This is a genomic window from candidate division WOR-3 bacterium, from assembly GCA_039801365.1.
In the GTDB taxonomy this organism is placed as follows: Bacteria; Hydrothermota; Tepidihabitantia; order Tepidihabitantales; family Tepidihabitantaceae; genus JBDRUN01.
In genome coordinates this window covers 24,035-44,104 of record JBDRUN010000004.1, presented here as the reverse complement: position 1 = coordinate 44,104, position 20,070 = coordinate 24,035, and the positions used below count along the sequence as shown (strand labels likewise).

Annotated in this window: 15 protein-coding genes; 9 read left to right on the top strand and 6 right to left on the bottom strand. The window is 59.5% G+C overall.

Annotated features, from left to right (window positions below):
• Positions 1-25: 25 nt before the first annotated feature.
• The 3 genes from ABIL25_01420 (at position 26) to surE (ending at position 4,312) form a co-directional block, all read left to right on the top strand.
• The gene (locus tag ABIL25_01420; GenBank protein ID MEO0080936.1) at positions 26-1,918 is read left to right on the top strand and encodes a T9SS type A sorting domain-containing protein; all 1,893 of its coding nucleotides are present in this window, start codon (positions 26-28) and stop codon (positions 1,916-1,918) included.
• Positions 1,919-2,013: 95 nt separating this feature from the next.
• Positions 2,014-3,513 carry a T9SS type A sorting domain-containing protein gene (locus ABIL25_01415; protein ID MEO0080935.1) on the top strand — a complete coding sequence of 500 codons (1,500 nt, stop codon included), beginning with the start codon at positions 2,014-2,016 and terminating at the stop codon, positions 3,511-3,513.
• Between the two features lie 37 nt (positions 3,514-3,550).
• Positions 3,551-4,312 (top strand): 5'/3'-nucleotidase SurE, encoded by a 762-nt coding sequence (surE, locus tag ABIL25_01410; GenBank protein MEO0080934.1) that lies wholly within the window; start codon positions 3,551-3,553, stop codon positions 4,310-4,312.
• Here the strand turns inward: surE and ABIL25_01405 are convergent.
• Together ABIL25_01405 and murJ are read right to left on the bottom strand one after the other, a co-directional pair.
• On the bottom strand, positions 4,309-5,250 hold the full coding sequence (locus tag ABIL25_01405; protein MEO0080933.1) for a PAC2 family protein: 942 nt from the start codon (positions 5,248-5,250) through the stop codon (positions 4,309-4,311). The genes surE and ABIL25_01405 overlap by 4 nt on opposite strands.
• Before the next feature lie 3 nt (positions 5,251-5,253).
• Positions 5,254-6,903, bottom strand: coding sequence for a murein biosynthesis integral membrane protein MurJ (murJ, locus tag ABIL25_01400; GenBank protein MEO0080932.1), 1,650 nt, complete (start codon positions 6,901-6,903; stop codon positions 5,254-5,256).
• Positions 6,904-7,065: 162 nt separating this feature from the next.
• On the opposite strand from murJ, the gene ABIL25_01395 reads away from it, so the two are divergent.
• The 4 genes from ABIL25_01395 to ABIL25_01380 all read left to right on the top strand — a co-directional run bounded on the left by ABIL25_01395 (position 7,066) and on the right by ABIL25_01380 (position 12,128).
• Positions 7,066-7,782, top strand: a complete 717-nt coding sequence (locus ABIL25_01395) for a coenzyme F420-0:L-glutamate ligase (GenBank protein ID MEO0080931.1) — start codon at positions 7,066-7,068, stop codon at positions 7,780-7,782.
• A 69-nt stretch (positions 7,783-7,851) separates the two neighbouring features.
• Positions 7,852-10,083, top strand: a complete 2,232-nt coding sequence (locus ABIL25_01390; protein MEO0080930.1) for a 6-pyruvoyl-tetrahydropterin synthase-related protein — start codon at positions 7,852-7,854, stop codon at positions 10,081-10,083.
• Positions 10,080-10,973, top strand: a complete 894-nt coding sequence (locus ABIL25_01385; GenBank protein MEO0080929.1) for a YCF48-related protein — start codon at positions 10,080-10,082, stop codon at positions 10,971-10,973. Before ABIL25_01390 ends, ABIL25_01385 begins: the two co-directional genes overlap by 4 nt.
• 255 nt (positions 10,974-11,228) lie before the next feature.
• Positions 11,229-12,128 (top strand): hypothetical protein, encoded by a 900-nt coding sequence (locus tag ABIL25_01380; protein ID MEO0080928.1) that lies wholly within the window; start codon positions 11,229-11,231, stop codon positions 12,126-12,128.
• Between the two features lie 21 nt (positions 12,129-12,149).
• On the opposite strand, the gene ABIL25_01375 is transcribed toward ABIL25_01380, so the two are convergent.
• Positions 12,150-12,581, bottom strand: coding sequence for a PPC domain-containing DNA-binding protein (locus tag ABIL25_01375; GenBank protein MEO0080927.1), 432 nt, complete (start codon positions 12,579-12,581; stop codon positions 12,150-12,152).
• Positions 12,578-14,893 (bottom strand): type I DNA topoisomerase, encoded by a 2,316-nt coding sequence (topA, locus tag ABIL25_01370; GenBank protein ID MEO0080926.1) that lies wholly within the window; start codon positions 14,891-14,893, stop codon positions 12,578-12,580. The genes ABIL25_01375 and topA overlap by 4 nt, the downstream gene beginning before the upstream one ends.
• A gap of 191 nt (positions 14,894-15,084) precedes the next feature.
• Here topA and deoC point away from each other — a divergent pair, with 191 nt between their 5' ends.
• Together deoC and kbl are read left to right on the top strand one after the other, a co-directional pair.
• A complete protein-coding gene (gene deoC / locus ABIL25_01365; protein ID MEO0080925.1) occupies positions 15,085-15,828 on the top strand; it encodes a deoxyribose-phosphate aldolase in 744 nt (247 codons plus the stop codon).
• 53 nt (positions 15,829-15,881) lie between these two features.
• Positions 15,882-17,132, top strand: a complete 1,251-nt coding sequence (gene kbl, locus ABIL25_01360) for a glycine C-acetyltransferase (GenBank protein MEO0080924.1) — start codon at positions 15,882-15,884, stop codon at positions 17,130-17,132.
• 80 nt (positions 17,133-17,212) lie between these two features.
• Here the strand turns inward: kbl and ABIL25_01355 are convergent, their stop codons facing one another.
• Both ABIL25_01355 and ABIL25_01350 read right to left on the bottom strand, forming a co-directional pair.
• Positions 17,213-17,647, bottom strand: a complete 435-nt coding sequence (locus ABIL25_01355) for a YHS domain-containing protein (GenBank protein ID MEO0080923.1) — start codon at positions 17,645-17,647, stop codon at positions 17,213-17,215.
• Positions 17,648-17,659: 12 nt separating this feature from the next.
• Positions 17,660-19,822, bottom strand: coding sequence for a TonB-dependent receptor (locus ABIL25_01350; GenBank protein ID MEO0080922.1), 2,163 nt, complete (start codon positions 19,820-19,822; stop codon positions 17,660-17,662).
• Positions 19,823-20,070: the final 248 nt, after the last annotated feature.

The following is a 20,070-nucleotide window of genomic DNA, read 5'->3' as shown; positions in this document are numbered from 1 at the left end:
ACTGCAACTCTGAAAGGGGGACGAAATGACTAACAGAACGAGACGTATAGTCTCCATTTCGGCGCTGCTCCTGCTTGCCAATCTTGCTTCGGCGCAGGACTACAAGATACCCTGGCAGTCGTTCAATTCGGGTGGGTTGCCCGGAGTCGGCACAAGCCACCGGATGAACGGTTCTCTGGCCCAGTCAATCCAGGGTACCGCGTCGGCAACTAATCGGCTCGGATACTGGGGCTTCTGGTACGGACTCGGGCCGGGCGGCGTGCCGCCTGCGCTTGATATCGAGTGCGTGCAGATTGTCGCACCGAGTGGCTACGTTGCGGCCAATACCGAGGTCAAGCCTAAGGCGACTTATCGGAACAACGGTGACGCACCGACCAGTTTCACTGCCTACTGTTTCCTCGAGGATCCATCCCACACACGGGTGCACAGCCCGACCGAGCCGGTCGAGGACCTCGGACCGGGCGAATCCCGAACCGTTGAGTTCACTGGGTACAACGTCGGTGAAGTCTTGGGCGACTGGGCAGTGAAGTGCTCGGCCTACGTTTTCGGGGACCAGGACCCGGACAACGACTGGAAGCTGGGGTCGTTCAACGTTCAGTACGGCCCACCCTGGCCTTACGGCTGGGTTGAGGTTGCGAACGTGCCATACTCACCGTCAAACAGGAGCGTGAAGGACGGTGGTTGGCTAGCAACTGGGCCGGACAAAGAGAAAGATGGCTTTGTCGTCTATGCGGCAAAAGGGTACAAGACGCCGGACTTCTACAAGTACGACCCGATGACCGGCGCAAATGGTACTTGGCATGACCTCAAACCAATTCCGTCCGAGGAAGAAGGCCGCAACAAGCCGCCGTCCAAGGGCTGCCGGGGCGTCTCTGATAATGTCGGAGCAGTGTACATGACCAAGGGTAATAATACCCTTGGTTTCTGGCGGTACGATATCGAGGAAGACACTTGGACAGCGCTGACAGGTGTGCCTGAGGGCGTGTACCGGAAGCGGGTCAAGGGCGGAGAGGACATGGTGTTTGTCCAGCGCGACGACACCGGCTGGGTCTATCTCCTGAAGGGGTACAAGACTGAGTTCTACCGCTACAACATCCAGGCCGGCCGGTGGGATACGCTTCCTGAGGTGCCTTACGGTGCGAATAAGCAGAAGTACGACAAGGGTTCGTTCCTGGTTTACGACGGCGATAATACGATCTACGCACATCAGGCCAAGTACAACGACGGTGCAAACCACTACATGTTCCGTTACGACATCGAAGGTGACTCTTGGTACAAGACTGCGAAGAAGGGTATGCCGGTTTTCGGGCTGGAGAATGGCCGGGCTGGGAAGAAGAAGAAGTCCAAGGACGGCGCCGCGGGTGCGTGGTACGATGGCAACATCTACGCGCTCAAGGGCGGTAATACTCAGGGCTTCTTCAAGTACTTTCCTCAGGGCGATAGCTGGACCCAGCTTGATACAGTACCAGGTAACGGCACGACCAACAAAAAGAAGCGCGTGAAGTCGGGGGGAGACCTGGTTTATTACGGGTATGCAGCGTTCTTTGCACTCAAGGGTAACAAGACGCTTGAGACGTGGCGATACCGTGAGCCACCAGCCTTCTACGTATCAGGCCGCACGCCCTACATCGGGGTGCAGGCGGGCAAGTTGGCACTTGGTAGCGTGCAATTTGCAATAAGCCCGAACCCGATGGCGTCTGGTTGGACAACGGTGCGATACACTCTGCCCAAACCCGGGCCGGTGAGCATTGCCGTGTTCGACGTAGCAGGTCGCTGTGTGCTTGCGCGCAAGCTCGTCGCTGCTGACTGCGTCTCGGTCGCTTCACTGGACCTTAGGAAGATTCCGGCAGGCGTGTACCTTGTCCGGTTTGACGCTGATGGCGCAACCGCAACCCAGAAACTCGTGGTTCAGAGATAGGACCGACAGGTCCAAATCGGACTGACTTGCAGGGGGCGGCGGAAAGCCGCCCCCTGTTCTTGACTTGGCAGCGGCCCTGTGTTAGCTATACGTCTGTGAGACGACCCCGAAGCACGTTGCTGCCAGTTACTCTGATTCTGCTTGCCGCAGTCGCCCAGGAGACATCAGGCGCTGACCCGGTCTGGGATTCAATACTGCCGCTGACGACAAACACCTATTACCAGTACACTGGCTACGCGCGGCAACACAGCATCGCCGTGGACGGACAAGGCAACGTGCATGTAACCTGGGTTGATCAGCGTACGGTTCCGTACCAGTTGTGGTACCGCCGATTTGACCGGGCACAGCAGGTATGGCTCCCGGAGACAATGCTCACCAACCAGCCGGTGGACTGCAACCAGCCCGGCATCGCTTGCGACCAGTCAGGAAGGGTCAGTGTGGTATGGCATACCGGCCAGTATCCGTGCTACGGCATCTGGTACAAGCGATACGACGGGTTGCGCTGGTATCCTGACACTCTGATTGACAGTGGCAGAAGCGAGAGGTTTGGATTCTACCCGTCGGTATCGTATCAGCTCGGCGGTGAGAGGTTGCACGTTGTCTGGTATGGGATTCCGAATGGGAGTATGCACTATCAGGTGTTTCACAAGGAATGGCGGCCAGGTTCAGGTTGGAGCGCAGCCGAGGTCATTACCGACGCTCTCTGCCCGCATGACCAAGTTTCGGTTGCCGCGGACAAGAACGACAACCTGTGCGTTACATGGTGCGGCCTAGACCTGGGCGGTGGGATAAATCAGGTATTCTGTCGTCGCCGGGTCAACGGTTTCTGGTTGGGGGTGGAGCTTGTCTCCGAGCTCAGCAACAGTCTGACCCAGTACGCGCCATTTCCCTGCGCTGATGACTCCGGCGGATTCCACGTTGTCTGGCATGGCCGGTCGGGCAATGACATCTACCAAAACATCTACCACCGACTGCGCACGCCGGCAGGGTGGTCCAGCATTACGGTCTTGACAGTCCAGACGATGAGACAGCAGGGTTATCCAAGCATCTCTTGTCTTGCGAATGGCGAAGGCCATGCAGTCTGGTGCGGGCAAACTGCCACATCGCAGACCTCGCAGTTGTACCACGCCTGGCGGAGTCAGGGCGGTGTCTGGAGCCAGCCGACAAGGCTGACCGACCGCAGTGCGAATGTCTGCCATCCCGCGATTACCGGTCAGGATAGCATGCTGCACGTGGTTTGGTACGACGTCTCGTCCGGGAATCAGGATGTGTACTACCTGCGCGGCCGGCTCGAATCAACCGGGCTTGAGCAAGCTGGAGAGGCTCCAGTTGGAGATTGGCAGTTTGCAGTATTCCCGAATCCGATTATCTCAGGCTTGGCGACGCTCAGACTCAGCAGCCAGGAGGCCAAGCGGTCAAGTGGTCTGGTGCGCATCTACGATGCGGCGGGCAGGTGCGTCTTTGTCCGTCCATTGGTCATCGGCGAGTGTGCGTTTAGCATGCCGCTTGATATGCGCGGCTTATCGAGCGGCGTGTATCTTGTCGAGGTCAAACACCCTGGCCTTGTGGCGCGCACGAAGGTCGTCTGTCCGTAGCTGTTGACAGCCGGCCAGTGGCGGATATACATAGCGCGTGACCGTTAGAGCAAAGCGTCCCCTGATACTGCTTTCGAACGACGATGGCATCGAGGCGCAGGGGCTAAAGGACCTGTACAATGGTCTCAAGGGCATGGGCCGGGTGTATGTGGTTGCGCCGGCAGTCAATCAGTCTGCGGCCAGCCATTCGTTCAGCCTGCGTAAGCCGATAAGGGTCTGGCGGCTACGGCCGCGCTGGTTCGCGGTGCACGGCACGCCGACCGACTGCCTCCTTATCTCCCACCACGGCATTCTGAAGCGTTCTATCAGCCTCGTGTTTTCCGGCATCAACGACAGTCCGAATCTCGGGGATGACGTGCTTTACTCGGGAACGGTTGCAGCCGCAATCGAGGGCGCGATGCTCGGGATGCCCGCGGTTGCGGTTTCCTACCTTGAGGCCGGTCAGAACCGTGAGACTGCCAAGCGGTTCCTGCGCGAGCTGGTGCCACTGCTGCTGGACGGTGTGCTGCCGAAAAAGGTCCTGCTCAACGTCAACATACCGGCCGGTGAGGTGAGGGGCGTGAAGGTAACTCGGCTTGGGCACAGGATCTACCGGGACATGGCGATAAAAGGTTCGTTGCCGGACGGTGGGGTTTCGTACATGATTGACGGCGAGATGTCCTTTGCCGAGACCCGGGGCTCGGATTTCGAGGCGGTGTATTCGGGCTACATCTCAGTCACGCCACTGCACTTGGACATGACCCATCACCGCGAAATCGCCCGGCTGCAACGAGCATTCAGCCGGCTGCGCCTGTACTAGCTTTTCCTGCGTTTCTTGTCGAACAGGTCGAGGAAACGGTCCTCGTATAGATGGAAGAGGCCCCAGCGGTCAAGCTCGGCCTTGAGGATTCCGGCCTTGGAGCGGTCACGCTGAACCTGCTCAAACAGTCGTTCAACACGGTCCATAACTTCGTGCGGCTCGGGCTGGTGCTCTTCCTCCTCGTCGGACGCACTGCGCTCAGCCTGCTGCTTGAGTGCCTGAATCGCCTCATTGACCCGGGACTCGAATTCGCCCAGGACCCGGTCCGACTCGGCAATCGCCGCATCAATCTCGGTCATGTCCACTGAGGTGTTGAGGATACGTTCGAGCACCTGAACAACCGCTTTTGATGCTTTTGGATTTGGGGTTTGAATCGCGTAGTGGGGCATCGTGGCAAGAAAACACGCGGCCGGAAGTCCACGGGAGCCAGCCAGTCCAAGTAACAGGCCGTTCAGGCCTGAAATCCGACCTTCAGCCAGCGGCTCGACACCCAGCGCCGGGAACGTCTGTTTGAGCCGCTCGTCGGTGGCTACGCCGAATACCCGGGCCGGGTCGAGTGCACTGACCGGTGATGCGAAAGCCGCGCCGGTATAGACGGTCTTGACACCATGCTCGACCGCGAAGTCGAGAAGCTCCTGAGCAATTGACAAGCCGGCTTCACCACCGACCTGAACCTCACCTTCGAACACAAAGAACGGCGGGTCGGATATAAGGTAGATGTCATGGGCTGGCAGGTCAGGGATCCGGCCGATGCCTGAGTCCACCTCAATAGACTCAGGGAAGCAGTAACGGGAGACATCAATCTTGGCGCAAACTTTCCCGCCTAGTTTGCGACGCAGATAGTCGGCCGCACCGATACCGACATTGCCCATGCCCGGCCAGCCGGCCATCAGCACGGGTATGTTCTTGGGCACCTCACTTGTTTGTTTGACAGCCATAGTCTATCTATTAGACGCATTATCATCGTTCAAGGAGCCGGCGTTGTCAATCTGCAACGGGGTAGATTTTGGCTGTCGCCTGAAAGTTAATGAAAAAGCGGAACTTACTTCTCTTGCACCAATGAGGCGGGCAAGCAAGAAAAAGGCTGCAAGTCCTATGCATCCGGTAAGAACAATCTGGCCTGCCCGGAGCCAGACATTGGTTACTGGTAGTAGATGCTCGTAGAGCCAAGATAGAGCGTAGGTTAGAATGCCGGCACCGACCGAGGCAACCAGAATCCTGAAGGCTGTGCTAAACCGGACAGATAGCCCCTCGGCCCGGCGTCTCAGAAGCAAAAACAGCAGGGTGAAGTTCGCAAGCTGTGCAACCGAGCTGGCAAGGGCGAACGAGCGAAAACCGATTGCGCGCATAAGCATTAGGTTCATCGCTATATTGAGCGCAACAACGCCGACCGCAATGAGCGCCGGAGTTCGGGTATCGCCGAGCGAGTAGAAACCGGCCGCGCAGTTGCGGGTTGCGGCCGCGGGCCATATTCCGAGGCAGTATAGCGCCAGTGCTTGAGCAGTGAATGCCGTGTCCTGGGGAGTGAACCGGCCGTGCTGGTAAACAAGCCTGACCACGGGCACGGCCAAGACAAAGAGCAGCGCGGCCGCCGGCAGGGTCAAGGCTGAGACTAGGCCCATAGCGTGGTGGAATCGTTCCCGGATTGCTGTCGCCTTGCCACCCGCGGTCTGGTGCGAATACTCGGCCAGCGCAACCGAGCCGATGGCTGCGCCGAACAGCCCGGCCGGCAGTTGCTGAATCCGATACGCGTAGCTAATCCAGGTGATCGAGCCTTCACTCAGGAATGTGAGAAGAAAGGTATTCACAAGGAAGTTTATCTGCCAGGTTGCCAGTCCGAGTACCATCGGGACCCAACGCAGGAGCACCCGGTGCAGCTCTGGGTCGCGGAGGTCAAGTACTGGCCGATACCGGAAGCCATAACGGTGCAGATGGGGCCATTGGACAAGCAGTTGCGCGACCGCTCCGACCGAGACACCCGCGGCCATGCCGGTTATCGGCTCAACGCCTCGGGAACGGAGCCAGCCGTAGGTCAAAAGTGGTACGACAATAGAGACGACGTTAAACGCACCGGGCGCAACGGCCGGGACAAAAAAAGTGCCACACGCATTCAGGATGCCCATGGCCCAGGCTGCGAGCGCGACGAAGAGCAGAAACGGAAACATGATACGGGTCAGAACCACGGTCAGGTGAAGTTTGGCGGGATCCTTGGTGAATCCCATTGCGACCAGCCTTGTGACCTGCGGCGCGAATACGATGCCCGTCACGACAAGGAGCCCAATTGCAAGGAGCATCACGTTCAGCATGTTCGCGGCAAAACGCCAAGTCTTGGCGCGGTTACCCTCCTTGATACTCTGGACGACAGTCGGTACGAACGCGGCCGATAGTGCACTCTCGGCAAACAGGTCTCGGAAGAAATTGGGGATACGAAACGCTACGTTGAAGGCGTCGGTTACGAGTCCGGCCCCGAAAAGGTAGGCAAATACCGACTCGCGCACAACGCCAAGCAGTCGGGAGACTAGGGTCCCGAACGTGAACAGTCCAACCCGGCGGGTGAACCGCGCTGCCGAGCTGGACTTGGTTTCGTCCATACGACCCAAGTATAGGCCAAAAGAACAAAGGACAAAGTAGAAAGTAAGAAGGAATGCGCTAGAGGAAGGCGGCAGCTAAGTTGACTGTGGATTCGGTAACCCTGACCGTCGGTACTGCTCTCACGGTCTTGATTTTTCCGTGCGGTGGACTAGATTCGTGGTGTGAGTGTCAAACCAGAGGTCGTGCAGGTCGGCAGTCAGCAGGTGAGGCGCATCTGGGTCAGAACCGGTCTGCTCACGGAGAAAGACAACCTGGTAGCAGTGATGCGTCGCTTCGTTGTGCCCATTGTTCAGCCCGGGGACATAGTAACAATTGCCGAAAGCCCGGTGGCGATAATGCAGGGTCGGGCGATACCCGTGACAAAAATAAAACCCGGGTTCTGGGCGAGCGTTCTGTGGCGGTTCGTCAAGAAGGTCCCCTACGGCATCGGGCTGCGCAGTCCGTGGTCAATGCAGTGCGCGATTGATGAGGTCGGCGCACCGAGAATCGTGCGGGCAGCTCTGGCCGGGGCCTGGGGCAAACTGCGCGGTCGGTCCGGTGACTTCTATCGGGTCGCGGGCAAGCAGGCGGCGATGATTGATGCGGCTCACACTTCAGGTGTGAAGGAGTACTACGAGTATGTCATTAAGGGCCCCCTGGACCCGGATGCGGTGGCCCGGCAGATGAAGGAGATTACCGGCTGCGAATCCGCGGTCGTGGATGCCAACGATATATTCGGCTGTACCGTGGTCGGCGCTTCCGATAGGCTGGACACGGAGCTGGTGCAGCAGGCGATGCGTGACAACCCGGCGGGCCAGGGCGACGCAATGACGCCGGTGATTCTACTGAGGCCGGCAGGCAAGAGACAGAATGACAGTGCCGGTTCGCGCGACGAGTAGGGCTACCCGGTGTAGAGGGCAGCGGTCGGCGCAAAGTGAAAGGCCAATACGGCCAGAACTAAACTCATCGTGAACAACTCCGGCGTGTCAGAAGCCTGCGGCGTGCGAAGCAAGGAGCAGCCGGCAGGGGCAATTCCAAAGTGGGTACTGCTTGTTGCCGCGGCCGTGCTCTTGCTGATTGTTGCTCTAGCCGGGTTCTCCTATATTGCACCCGGACACCCAACGAGCGTTGATGTCTGGCCCCACCTTGTCCGACAGCGAATCGTCTATGAGTCGCTGAAGGAAGGCACTTCGCCGTTCTGGTCTTTCATGTTCTACTCCGGTTATCCGCACCTGCGATTCTACGGGCCACTGTTTGCATTCCTGGGTGGAGTACTGGCGTTCGTGACCGGCGGCGGTCAGTTACTCGCACTGAAAGTGCTTCTGTTCGGATTGTACCTAGGCTCGGCCGCGGTAATGTACTTATACCTCTGGAGAAAAACCGGCCGGAAAGCCGCGGCCGCACTCGGGACTCTGGTCTATGTACTTGTTCCGTGGCGCGTGTTCTTCGTTTCAATAGCCGGGAACTACCCGCTGGCGCTTGTATTCGTACTCTTGCCTTTGTGTTTCCTGGCGTTGGACCGACTGGTTGAGCGGGCCGGGCTTGCCGACGCTGGTCTCCTCGGTCTGTGCCTCGGGCTGGCAATGCTCGCGCATATTGTTTACGGTGTATTCATCTGGAGCTTTCTCGTACTGGCGTTGGTCTGGTGGCTTGTAGCATACCGCGGCCGTCAGGCCGGGCGAGTTCTGGCTGGCGCTGGAGCCGCAGCCGCCTGCGGTATCGGCCTAAGTTCTTTCATCCTGGTGCCATTGGTGCTGGAGTATGGCACGCATGCATACCCACAGTCGTTCGTACCGGTTGGAATGCCGAGACTCGCAGCCCTGCTCTGGCCCGGGGTCAAGCCTGGCGGATACGACGGTGCATACATCGGAATCAGTGTCGTGTTGCTGGTCGTGGCATCGGTAGTGCTGCTCTTGGTCAACCGGCCGATTCGGCGCGAAGCCGGTTTCCCGGTTGCCGGGCTGGCGCTTGCGCTCGGGTTCACCTTCGTCGTGCCCCGGCTCGGCCGGATCGGCCAAGTGCTGACCGCGGGATTGCCGCCAGTAAGATTCCTCGTGTACTGGATGTTCTTCGCCGCAGTTCTCGTGGCCCTGGGCTTTGGCTGTTTTGAAAGCCGGGTAAAGACAGACCATGTTCGGTTCGTCAGCCTAGTGGTCATTGTCGTGGCACTTGTTGCCGACTGCGTGCCGACGCTGCTGAATGTCCGGCACGCGCGTATCAGGACCTTCCTCGGTACGAGACAGTATGTCTACGACGTACTCCGAAGCCAGCCGACGGTCAAGGTTCTTGACGTGAACATACCTGAGGACCGCATTGACGATGTCCGGCGCACGCTGCGCTATCCGGCGACCGGCTATCTGTTTGGCAGATTGGCCAGTCCGCTCGGGCCGCCGTACCACCAGTTCGCGCCGCGCTCGATGCTGTACGTCTATCCCTGGACGAACTACGTGGCTGCGGACTTGGGCGATACAACGCGGGCGGCTCTGACCGAGGGAACATTCAAGGCACTGGCGCTGATGGGCGTGAGCCATCTGATTACTCTGCCGGCACTGATGAGCACTGATAGCGCAGGAGAGTTTATCTACCTAGCAACCAAGCAAGGCATCGCCTGGGACGACCGGTTCCTTGTCGCACAGCAGGAACCTCCGGTCGTGTTCGGTCCGACCCGGGCCGGGCTGGTCATGGCGAGTAATGTGGTAAGGCCAATGTCAGCCGAACAACTTGCCCAGGCAAGAAGTTTCTGCATTGCCGAAGACTGGCAGGTTTTTCTAGACAGCGTGCTGATTGATACGTCGTTGCGGCGAATGGGCTTCATTCCGGCAGCAGCGCGGTATGAAGCCGAATCGCTCGGGCCGAAGCCGGACTGCCACGTACTCAACACCAGCATCAGCAACAGCTCGGTGGAAATCGAGCTAGAGAATCGGTCTGAATGCTTCCTCAGACTCGCCTTGAGTTATTACCCGGAGTTGTCAATCAGATTCGACGGCCGGAAAGTGGACTTCTATGAGACCAAAGACCATTTCATCTGGCTGCGCTGTCCTGAGGGAAGACACCGATTGGTGGTGACCGCACCCCTGGGACGGCTGCGTTCGATACTGCTTGCGGTTAGCATCCTATCGCTTGCCGCATGCGTGCTGCTCCTCGCGGTCAGAACTGGTGGCTTTGTGCATCGTGAACGAAGGAGGATGGGAACCGAATGAACGACTTTAGGGCGGTAGTTTTGCCGGGTGAGGGCACGGATGGATTCTGTGTTGGTAGTAGTGGTCTCCTGCTTGTCACCCACGATGGCGGAAATACATGGCAACGAGTGCCGGTGCCGACCCATGCTGACCTCTTCGGCGTCTGCTTTCGTGAGGATATGCTCGAAGGCTTCATAGTCGGAGCGGGCGGCACATTGCTGAAGACAGCGGATGCTGGCAGGAGCTGGCAGACGGTAAGTCTTGACACAGATAGTGACATCTACGGTGTGTGTTTCCCCACTGAACGAACCGGGTACATCGTCGGCACCTTTGGTCTGATTATGCGCACCGATGACTGCGGCGCTACCTGGCGTCGGCTTATGGTTCCAACCACGGCTGACCTTTTGGCCGTATCGTTTCCGGTTGACGGAGAAACCGGGCTTGCGGTCGGCGCCGCGGGAACGATTCTCAGGAAAGTGGCTGGCAGTGAGCACTGGTTTGCAACCGGGGGCGGAATCGCCGGTGTCGCCAATCTTCGGGGTTTGTGCTTCCCTGAGGATGACGTCGTGGGCTATGTCTGCGGCGACGGCGGCACGCTCCTGAAGACCGAAGATGGCGGTGAGACCTGGCGTCGGCTGGAGCCAAGCGTAGGGTATGTTGCATTCCACAGGATTGCATTTCCGCGCGGGACCGAACACGGCGTGTGCGTTGGTGGTGCGGGCACGATACTAAGTACCGATGACGGCGGTGATACCTGGACCGCGGCGTGTTGCAGCACGGCTGAAGACCTGCTCGGCCTCAGTTTCCGGCCGGACGGAGAGATCGGGTGCGCGTGTGGCCGCAACGGCACAATCCTTCTCACGACTGATGGCGGTCACTCCTGGGTCCGGGCTGAATCGGTCGAGCTTTAGGTTCGGATTGGACTTCAACACCAAGTTGCCGAGAGCCGACGAACCAGAAGGGAAGACAGTTTGCACCGCCGAGATAGGGAACCGCAAATAAACACGCATGCGAGATTAGCGCCAGTTTCGTGGCGGCTGTCTTTGCCTATCTCTCTCCTGGGAGCGCTGCCGACACCCGACATGCCAGCCGGTAGTGCATTTGCCAATGTCTGGATTACGGGGACGCGCAGCCACGATTGACCCGGCGCCGAACCATGTCTTGAATTGGCCTGCGGTACGGCTGAGAATGTCCGGCCAGCCGGGGCGATGCCGACTGCCGAGATGATGCAGAACACTCAACGCGACGCCGCGGCCCGGTCGGAAGTCACGGTCGAAGAAATCCGCGATTTCTTCTGCTGCCCGTACATTTGGTGGCTGCGGGACACGCCCCTGAGCCTCGAGCACCGGGAACAGCTCGCACGACTGAAGCAGGAACCGGGCGCGGGGAGGAGCCGGACTATGCCGTTTGAGGTTCCTGGGACCGGACTGCTCTGGTTGTTCTCAATCGCCTGCGCCGTAGCCGCGCTGATTGCCTGGAGCATATCCTGGCTGCTCCGACACGAGTCACTTTACCTCATCGTATACTCGCTGAATCTCATCGGCACGGTCGTAATGGGATTCTCGATCTACTTCATCGTGCGCTGGTACTGCTGGCGTCAGCGCACCCCGGACTATCTTCGCGCCATCCCCGGCGACGTCCTGTCCCGCGACGACGTCGAGCGTGACCGGAAGCTAGTCCGTGCCAGCCGGTATGGGATTGCGGGACACCTGAACTGCGTCGTGCGCCAGGGTCGGAACCTGGCGACGCTGGAAACAAGGTCGCTTGTGACGCCAAAGCGTCTGACCGTCCAAGACCGGATGCAGGCAGTGGCGCAGGCGCTCCTAGCCGAGGCCGAGTTCGGAGTTCGGCCGGGATACGCCTATGTCGTGTACCCGGACCGCACATTTGAGGTCAGAATTGGCAGGTATGAAGTGGAGCAACTGCTGGCCGCGGTCCGGACCATGCGCCGCTCAAGAGAAACCGGCCAGCCGCCCGAGGCGAAGCCGGCCTGGCACCTGTGTCCGGCCTGCCCTTTGGTATCCTGTCCCGGCCGCATTGCGGCTGCGCCTGGCCAAACCGCCTGACAAGAGAACCGCAGGCCGCAGTCAGCCCCGGGACCGAAGAGCGAGCAGCTTGAGTCCGGTGGTCTGGTCGAGCTTGCGGCCCAGGCGCCGGGCGCCCGGCAGGATGGAAATCTCGCAGGTCGCGGCGACCCGGGCAGCAAACAGGTGCCCGCCGAGGGCTTTCATATCCGGCCCGGTCACGACCGCGTGCATGTGGCAAACCGGAACCTTGCCATCCCAGGCGATGTTACCGAGGATACCGGCGATTTCGTATTCGCCGGCCAGCTTACGTTTGCGATACTTCTTCGTCCTAAGACTGAAATGTCCAAGCACGACCATGTCAGCCGCACCCAGCCCAGTGATTAGGCCTGAGCGTATCTGGTGCCGCAAAACGAACCCGGCAACCTCGGTCGGCACATCCTCCCCCCGCTCCAGCCGCAACTGCCAGTAGGCGCCGTTCCTGACGCAGGTCACTCCGTCCCCTCTCCGCTTGGACCCTTGGACCCTTGAACCCTTGAACCCTTTCTCTGTTCCTTCTTGATGTACTTGCACTTCGGATAGCCTGAGCAGGCGACGAACGCACCAAACCGACCCTGACGCTCAATAAGGTTCTTGCCGCACTCCGGACATTTCTCGTCCAGCACTTTCGGCGCGGGCTTCGCTCCGCGGGCCATGAACTTGCAGTCCGGGTAACCTGAGCAGGCGACGAACGCACCAAACCGACCCCGCCGTTCAACAAGCGGCCTACCGCACTGCGGACACTTGTCTCCGACCTTCAGGACGGTAGCTGGTTCCTTCTTCACGTACTTGCACTCCGGGTAACCGGAACACGCCTTGAACTTGCCGTACCGGCTCGTGCGCTCGACCAACGGCCGGCCGCACTCAGGGCATTTCTCATCCAGCAGCACCGGTGGCGCCTTCTGCTCCCGCTTGATGTACCGGCACTGTGGGTAGCCTGAGCAGGCGACAAACTTACCGTACCGGCCCCACCGCTCGGCCAGCGGCTTACCGCACTTGGGACACTTCTCGGCGAGCTCTTTCTGCAGACCCTGTCTGATGTCGGGTGCGTCCGCCTGCGCCTTGTCTAGGTCCTCTTTCAGCGGTTTGTAGAACCGCTCTACGACCGCCTGCCATTTTTCTTTTCCTTCCTCGACAAGGTCGAGCTCCTGCTCCATTTCCCGCGTGAACCCGGTCTCAAACACGTTGGCAAATCTTGGTACGAGCACGTCGTTTACGACCATGCCGAGTTCAGTCGGAAACAGGCGTTTGTCTTTGCGCTCGACATACTTCCGGTCGAAAAGCGTGGCAACGATAGTTGCGTAGGTCGAAGGCCGGCCGATGCCGTTCGACTCGAGTTTCTTAATTAGTGTTGCCTCGGTAAAGCGCGGCGGTGGCTGAGTGAACTTCTGCTCCGGCAAGAGTTCCTTCAGCTCGACCGGTTCACCCGGGACGAGTTCGGGGAGACTGGTCTCTTTCGCCTGGTCACCGTACACGCGCTCAAATCCCGGGAATTCACACTTCACTGCCTCGGCCCAGAACTCGTATCCGCCACCTGAGACAACGACCTCGGTCACTGAGTAGCGAGCGTCGGCGAGCTGGCTTGCCAAGAACCGCCGATAGACAAGGTCGTACAGCCGGAACTGATCCCGGCTCAGGGCGTTCTTCACCGATTCCGGTGTCCGGTCAATCCGGGTCGGCCTGATTGCTTCGTGGGCGCCCTGTACGCCGGTCTTGTCGCGATAGTGCCGGGGTGCTGGCGGCCGATAAGCTGGCTCCATCGTGCCGCCAATGAAGTTCAGCGTATCGGCCAGAAAGGCATCGGCCACACGAACCGAGTCGGTGCGCGGATAGGTGATGAGTCCGACCGGTTCTCCCTCAATCTCAACTCCCTCAAAGAGCTGCTGGGCAAGCTGCATCGTTCTGCGGGACGGCAGACCCAGTTTCTGGGCGGCATCCTGCTGAAGGGTTGCGGTTGTGAAGGGCGGTAGCGGCGAGCGCATCTTGGTGTGCGATTTGACCGAAGCGATGCGGAACTCGGCTGCCGCACAGTCGCTCTGTACCGCGTCAACCTCAGCCTTGTTTCTGAGACTTACCTTCTTGCCGCCGATACGGGCAAGCTGGGCTTCGAAACTCCCGGCCCGGGCTGCAAATCTTGCTTTGATGACCCAGTACTCGCTTGGTTTAAAAGCAAGAATTTCCCGCTCGCGTTCGACGATCATGCGCAGCGCAACAGTTTGAACCCGGCCAGCAGAAAGTCCAACCTTCACCACTTTCCAGAGCAGCGGAGAAACCAGGTAGCCAACTAGCCGATCAAGAACCCTCCTTCCCCGGTGCGCGTTTACTTTGTTCAGGTCAATTTCACCGGGTTCAGAAAAAGCCTTCTCCAACCCTGGTCGAGTGATTTCGTAGAACAGCACCCGCTTCACGACCGGACCACGGACCTTAGACTTTCCCCTCTTGCGTTGCTTGCGATGCCCGTTCCCGCTGATTTCGTTCGCAACTGAATAGGCGATTGCTTCACCCTCCCGGTCCGGGTCGCAGGCAAGATATACCACCGACGATTCGGCCGCCGCCTGCTGCAATTCCTTGATGATTGGTCCCTTGCCCCGGATGCGGATATAGTCTGGCTCAAATCCGTGCTCAATGTCCACTCCAAGTCTGGACTTGGGCAGGTCTGCGATATGTCCCATTGTTGAAATAACGCGCATTCGCTGACCAAGCAGTCGGAATATCGTCCTTGCCTTGGTCGGCGACTCGACGATGACTAGCTCTTTTGCAGCCTTCATGAAGGCGTGTAGAATATGGCCGCCAGTCAGGATGTCAACCCTGTGTTACCGTAAGTCGAAGAGCGTAGGCCCTGCGGCAGCAGCGAGATTGCAACTTCCTGCCCCAGCTTCTCCTTCGGCAAAATCCAGAAGACGGATCGCTCAGAGGTCTTAGTAGTCAGCGGACTAACCTTAGGTCGGGTTCCGGTCCAATGCCAAGTTTTCTTGACAGCAACACGCGCGGGTCTAGAATTGCCGCGCACAACAAGATGTCAACCATACAGAGCATCGCTGGACTGATTGACCATACTCTGCTTCGGCCGGACGTGACACCGCAGCAGATTGAGAAGCTGTGCGCCGAGGCTGAGGAATACGGATTCGCGACTGTGTGTGTGAATTCGTGCTATGTACCCTTATGCCGGAAGCAACTGGAAAACAGCGCCATCAAAGTGTGCACGGTCGTTGGTTTTCCCCTTGGCGCGATGTTGCGCGAGGCCAAGGCGGCCGAGGCAATGGCCGCAGTGAACCTTGGGGCGGATGAGCTGGATATGGTGATGAACATCGGCTGGCTCAAGGCTGGTGCGCATGAAATGGTTGTGTCGGACATCAGCCGGGTGGTACACGCCGCCCAGAAGCGGCCAGTGAAGGTGATCATCGAGACGTGCCTGCTCACGGATGAGGAGAAGGAGCAGGCGACCAGGCTGGTGATTAACGCCGGTGCCCAGTTCGTGAAGACATCAACCGGTTTCTCGACCGGCGGAGCCACGGTTGAGGATGTGGCGCTACTTGCCCGGATTGCTGACGGCCGCATCGGGGTCAAGGCCGCAGGCGGAATCCGTGACCTGGCAACGGCCCAGAAGATGGTTCAGGCCGGTGCGACGCGAATCGGGACTAGTTCGGGGGTGGCAATAGTGAACGAAGAAAGGAATCAGGCGGCCAGGAGTAGCGCAGGTTAGCACCATGTCGGATTCTTACTGGCCGGTTGAACAATTAGACCTAAGGAGGAAACGTGGCTTACGGTAAGATAAAGGAATTCCTGCAGACCGAGCTCAAAGGAGTGAGGGAAGCAGGGCTGTACAAGGAGGAAAGGTACATATTCGGGCCCCAGGGCGCGGGCATCAAGGTTGAGTTCCCAGCCGGCGCGCCAAAAAAAGAGGTCCTGAACTTCTGTGCGAACAATTACCTGGGGCTTTCCAGTCATCCGGACACGATCAAGTCCGCACACAAGGCGCTGGATGAGTGGGGCTATGGACTGTCTTCGGTGCGGTTCATCTGCGGGACTCAGGACGTACACCGGCAACTGGAGCGGAAGATTGCCGACTTCTTGGGCATGGACGACGCAATTCTCTATTCGTCCTGCTTTGATGCGAACGGCGGGCTGTTCGAGGTGCTGTTCAAGGAAGAAGACGCCATCCTGACCGATGCTCTGAATCATGCATCGGTGATTGACGGCATCAGGTTGTCAAAGGCGAAGCGGTACATCATCAAGCACATGGACATGGCTGACCTTGAGGAGAAGCTCAGGTCCGAAGAAGTGCAGAAGGCCCGGTTCCGAGTGTTCGCCACTGACGGCGCATTCTCAATGGACGGCGACATTGCGCCGCTAGAGGAAATCTGTGACCTGTGCGATAAGTATGACTGCCTTGTCATGATTGATGACAGCCACTGCACTGGGTTCATGGGCAAGCATGGTCGCGGTTCGCACGAACATTGTGGAGTTATGGGCCGGGTGGACATCATTACTTCGACAATGGGCAAGGCGCTTGGCGGAGCTTCCGGCGGGTTTACCGCGGCGAGAAAGGAAATCGTCGAAATCCTGCGCCAGCGGTCCAGGCCCTACCTTTTCTCAAACACCCTGCCGCCAGTGATTGCGGCCTCGGCCATCACCATCATTGACCTACTCTCGCGCACGACCGAACGCAGGGATAAGCTCGAGAAGAATACGATGTACTTCCGCAAGGCAATGACCGATGCTGGTTTTGACATCCGGCCGGGAGTGCATCCCATCGTGCCGATAATGCTCTACAACGCCAAACTGGCCCAGGACTTTGCCCGCGACATGTACGACGAGGGTATCTATGTCATCGGTTTCTTCTATCCGGTAGTTGGCAAGGGGCTGGCGCGCATCCGGGTACAGCTTTCGGCCGCGCACGACAAGGAACACATTGACAGGGCGATTGAGGCGTTCATCAAAGTCGGCAAGAAGTACGACATCCTGCACAAGACCAAGGACGAGATAGTCGCCAAATACGGACTGTGAGCAAGTAGAAAGAAGACTGAGTACAGGATACAGGGAGCGGGGCGCCTTTTCAGGCGCCCCGCTCTGTTCAACGCAGGCCGTTAGTGACAGCCTCGGCCACATCCCTGGCAGGAGCCAGCCGGGGCTTGCCTGGGAGCGAACTTCGCCGGTTGTCTCATAAAGTCCCCGCGGCACTTCGCGCTGCAGAAGAAGTAGGTTGTTCCCTGGTAGCCTGCGGTCAGGCCTTCTTCCGTCGCCTGAGCGCGATTGACATCCATCCCGCATACCGGGTCCTTGGCGGTCGGTGATGCAGCCGCGGTGAGTCCGCCGACGTAATCCTGAATCATCTTTAGAGCCGCGGGGTTGTCGGCGAAGAGCTTGATGACTGCGCCGCTGTCCAGTTGTGTTACCTCGATCTTGACGCTCTGGAGCCAGTTCAGACAGGCGCAGGGCAACTGTTGTGCCTGCGGCGGGGCGCTGCCCGCACCAGTCAGCACCAGCCCGACAGAGATGATGGTCAAGAGAAGCGGTTTCATTTGTCCTCCTGCTTAGATGTTCACTGATATGGTGCCGTACAGTTCACGGCCGATTATCGGACCCCAGTAGTAGTCGGTTCTGCCCTCGTGGTGGGACAGGGGCGGCTGGTGATAGTTCCACAGGTTGTTCACGCCGGCACTGAGGCGGAACATCCACAGCTTCTTCGTGGCGCGCAGGTTCAGGACCGAGTAGACCGGCGAGTCGTAGTCCTGGATGGTGCCGTTGTCGGATACGGTCCGAACCAGCATCGGGCCGTTGACTTCGCCATTGGCGGCGAATTCCAGTCCCCAGCGCCGGAACGGATAGGTGACGGAGTAGTTCGCGCCCCAACGCCGGACAAAGGGCAGGGCCTGGTTGGAGCCGCTGCGCGGGGCAAGGAGGTAGGCGCCCAAATTGGCCGAGATGCCGCGGGGCACGGTCAACCCGGCGGAGAACTCTGCGCCGGTGGAGGAGGTGGCTTCATCCAGGTTGCGGTAGTAGAAGATGGCGCGGCGGGTGACGGTGTCCAGCCCGACCAGGTCCGCGGTGATGAAATTGCCCACCCGGTGACGGAACAGATTCAGCCGGAGTTCGGTGACGAGCTTCTGGCTGACGAGTTTTCTGCCCACACCAGCCACGACGGAGAAGCCGGATTCGCGGGTTAGGCCCGAGTCGCGGCGCACGGCGTACTGGTACCCGTTGGGCAGATTCTCCATGCTCTCAAGTATCACCGTGGGGGTGCGGAACCCGGTCCCGGCCGCGAAACTCAGGTCCGCGAAGCTCAGGTACAGCTTCACCGCGGCGTAGGGCGAGAAGATGAACCCGTACTCGGAGTTGAAGTCTGCCCGCAGGGCGGGCAGGAGGTCGGTCGGGACGCCGAAGACAGTCGGGGTCAGGTTCTTGCCCGCGGCCCAGACGCCCAGGTCGTTTTCCGCATAGCCCTGGCTGAACAGGCGGCTGTCGGTGAGCGCCTGCCGGGAGAATGATACGCCTGAGGCGACGTGCGGCAGGCCGGTGCTGAAATCAGCATAGGTGGTAGTCTGGCTGGCAGAGTAGTCTCTTGTCTCCACCATGCCGTCCTCACTGTGTTCGGACAGCGCCAGGCGCAGTTGTAGTTCCAGGTCGCCGGACGCAAAGTCGGTGCGCTGCCACAGGTCCCAGCGCCGGGTGTGAATCTTCTCAGCCATAGGGTTCGTGGCGTAGGCGGAGTCAGGGACGATGGCGCCGCCCCGGCGCAGTTCGTCGCCGAAGGTACCGCCGCCATTCAACTGCCACTGCACGACCGGGCTGTAGTTCAGGTTGGCAAGCAGGAGGTCGCGGCGGAAGGCGGAGTTCTCCCCGACGCTGTCGTGGTTCAGGTCCACGAAATCGCGGTTGCCGTGTGCGGCGATGACGCTCATGCCCAGCGGGCTGTGGTTACTGCCCACCAAGGCGGAAATATCGTTGCCGTAGCTGCGTCGGGTGAAGCTGGCCCGGGCCTCGAACGGTTCGGATGGCTGGTGCAGGAGAATATTGACGGCTCCGGCGATGGCGTCCGAGCCCCAGATGGCGCCGGACGCGCCCTTGAGCACCTCCAGCCGGTCTATGAACTCAACCGGCAGTAGGTCCAGGATGTAGCGGGAGGCGAGATTGGTGAATACCGGCGTTCCTTCCAGGAGGACAAGGGAGAACCGGCCGGGCAGACCGTGAATCGAGACTTCGCTTGCCTCGCAGGCGCTGCAGCGCTTCTGCAGCTGGATGCCGGTCTCGAGGGTCGCGGCTTCGCCGATGGTGGTCTTTCCGGCCTGCTCGGCCGCGGCCTGCGGGATGATTACCGTCGGCTCAGGAGTCTTGGACTCGTGCATGGTCTCGCGGCTGGCACGAGTCTCCACACCCGGAACCGGGATGGAAGTCTGCCTCAGTACCACGTTCTGCTTCACCGTCTCGCCGTGCCCGACCACGACCGCCAGGGTCTCAGACTCGTAACCGGTGTACTGGTAGACCACGCGGAACTCGCCGTGCGTCGGCACCTCGATGAAGTAGCGCCCGGACGCATCGGTCGCGGCTCCGACCGGGTGTCCCTCCAGCCATACCTGCGCGCCAGCCAACGGACGATGTTCGTTGTCAGATACTATGCCTTCGACTGAGCCGTGAAACTGGGCGTGCGCGGCGGAGAAGAACAACAGCGCAATCACCCAAACGGAGCTCCGGTTCATTCTCATTGCCATCATCACTTAGACCTCGGGCCGGGAAGAAGGGTGCCCGCGGCAGACGGGAAGAGAAGAAGGTGTACCTGACTGGGAAGAGCCGTAGCCAACTGTGAGTCCGAGGGTAGCTTACCAGCAACAGCCTTCAGCGTCGCTGTGGCTTGACCGGCGCGTCCCAGCCAAAGGGACAGAAGGGGCGCGGAGCCGAGAAACGCTGTCCCTAGTAGTTGCCGCGGAGTAGCTCATCGCTGCGCACT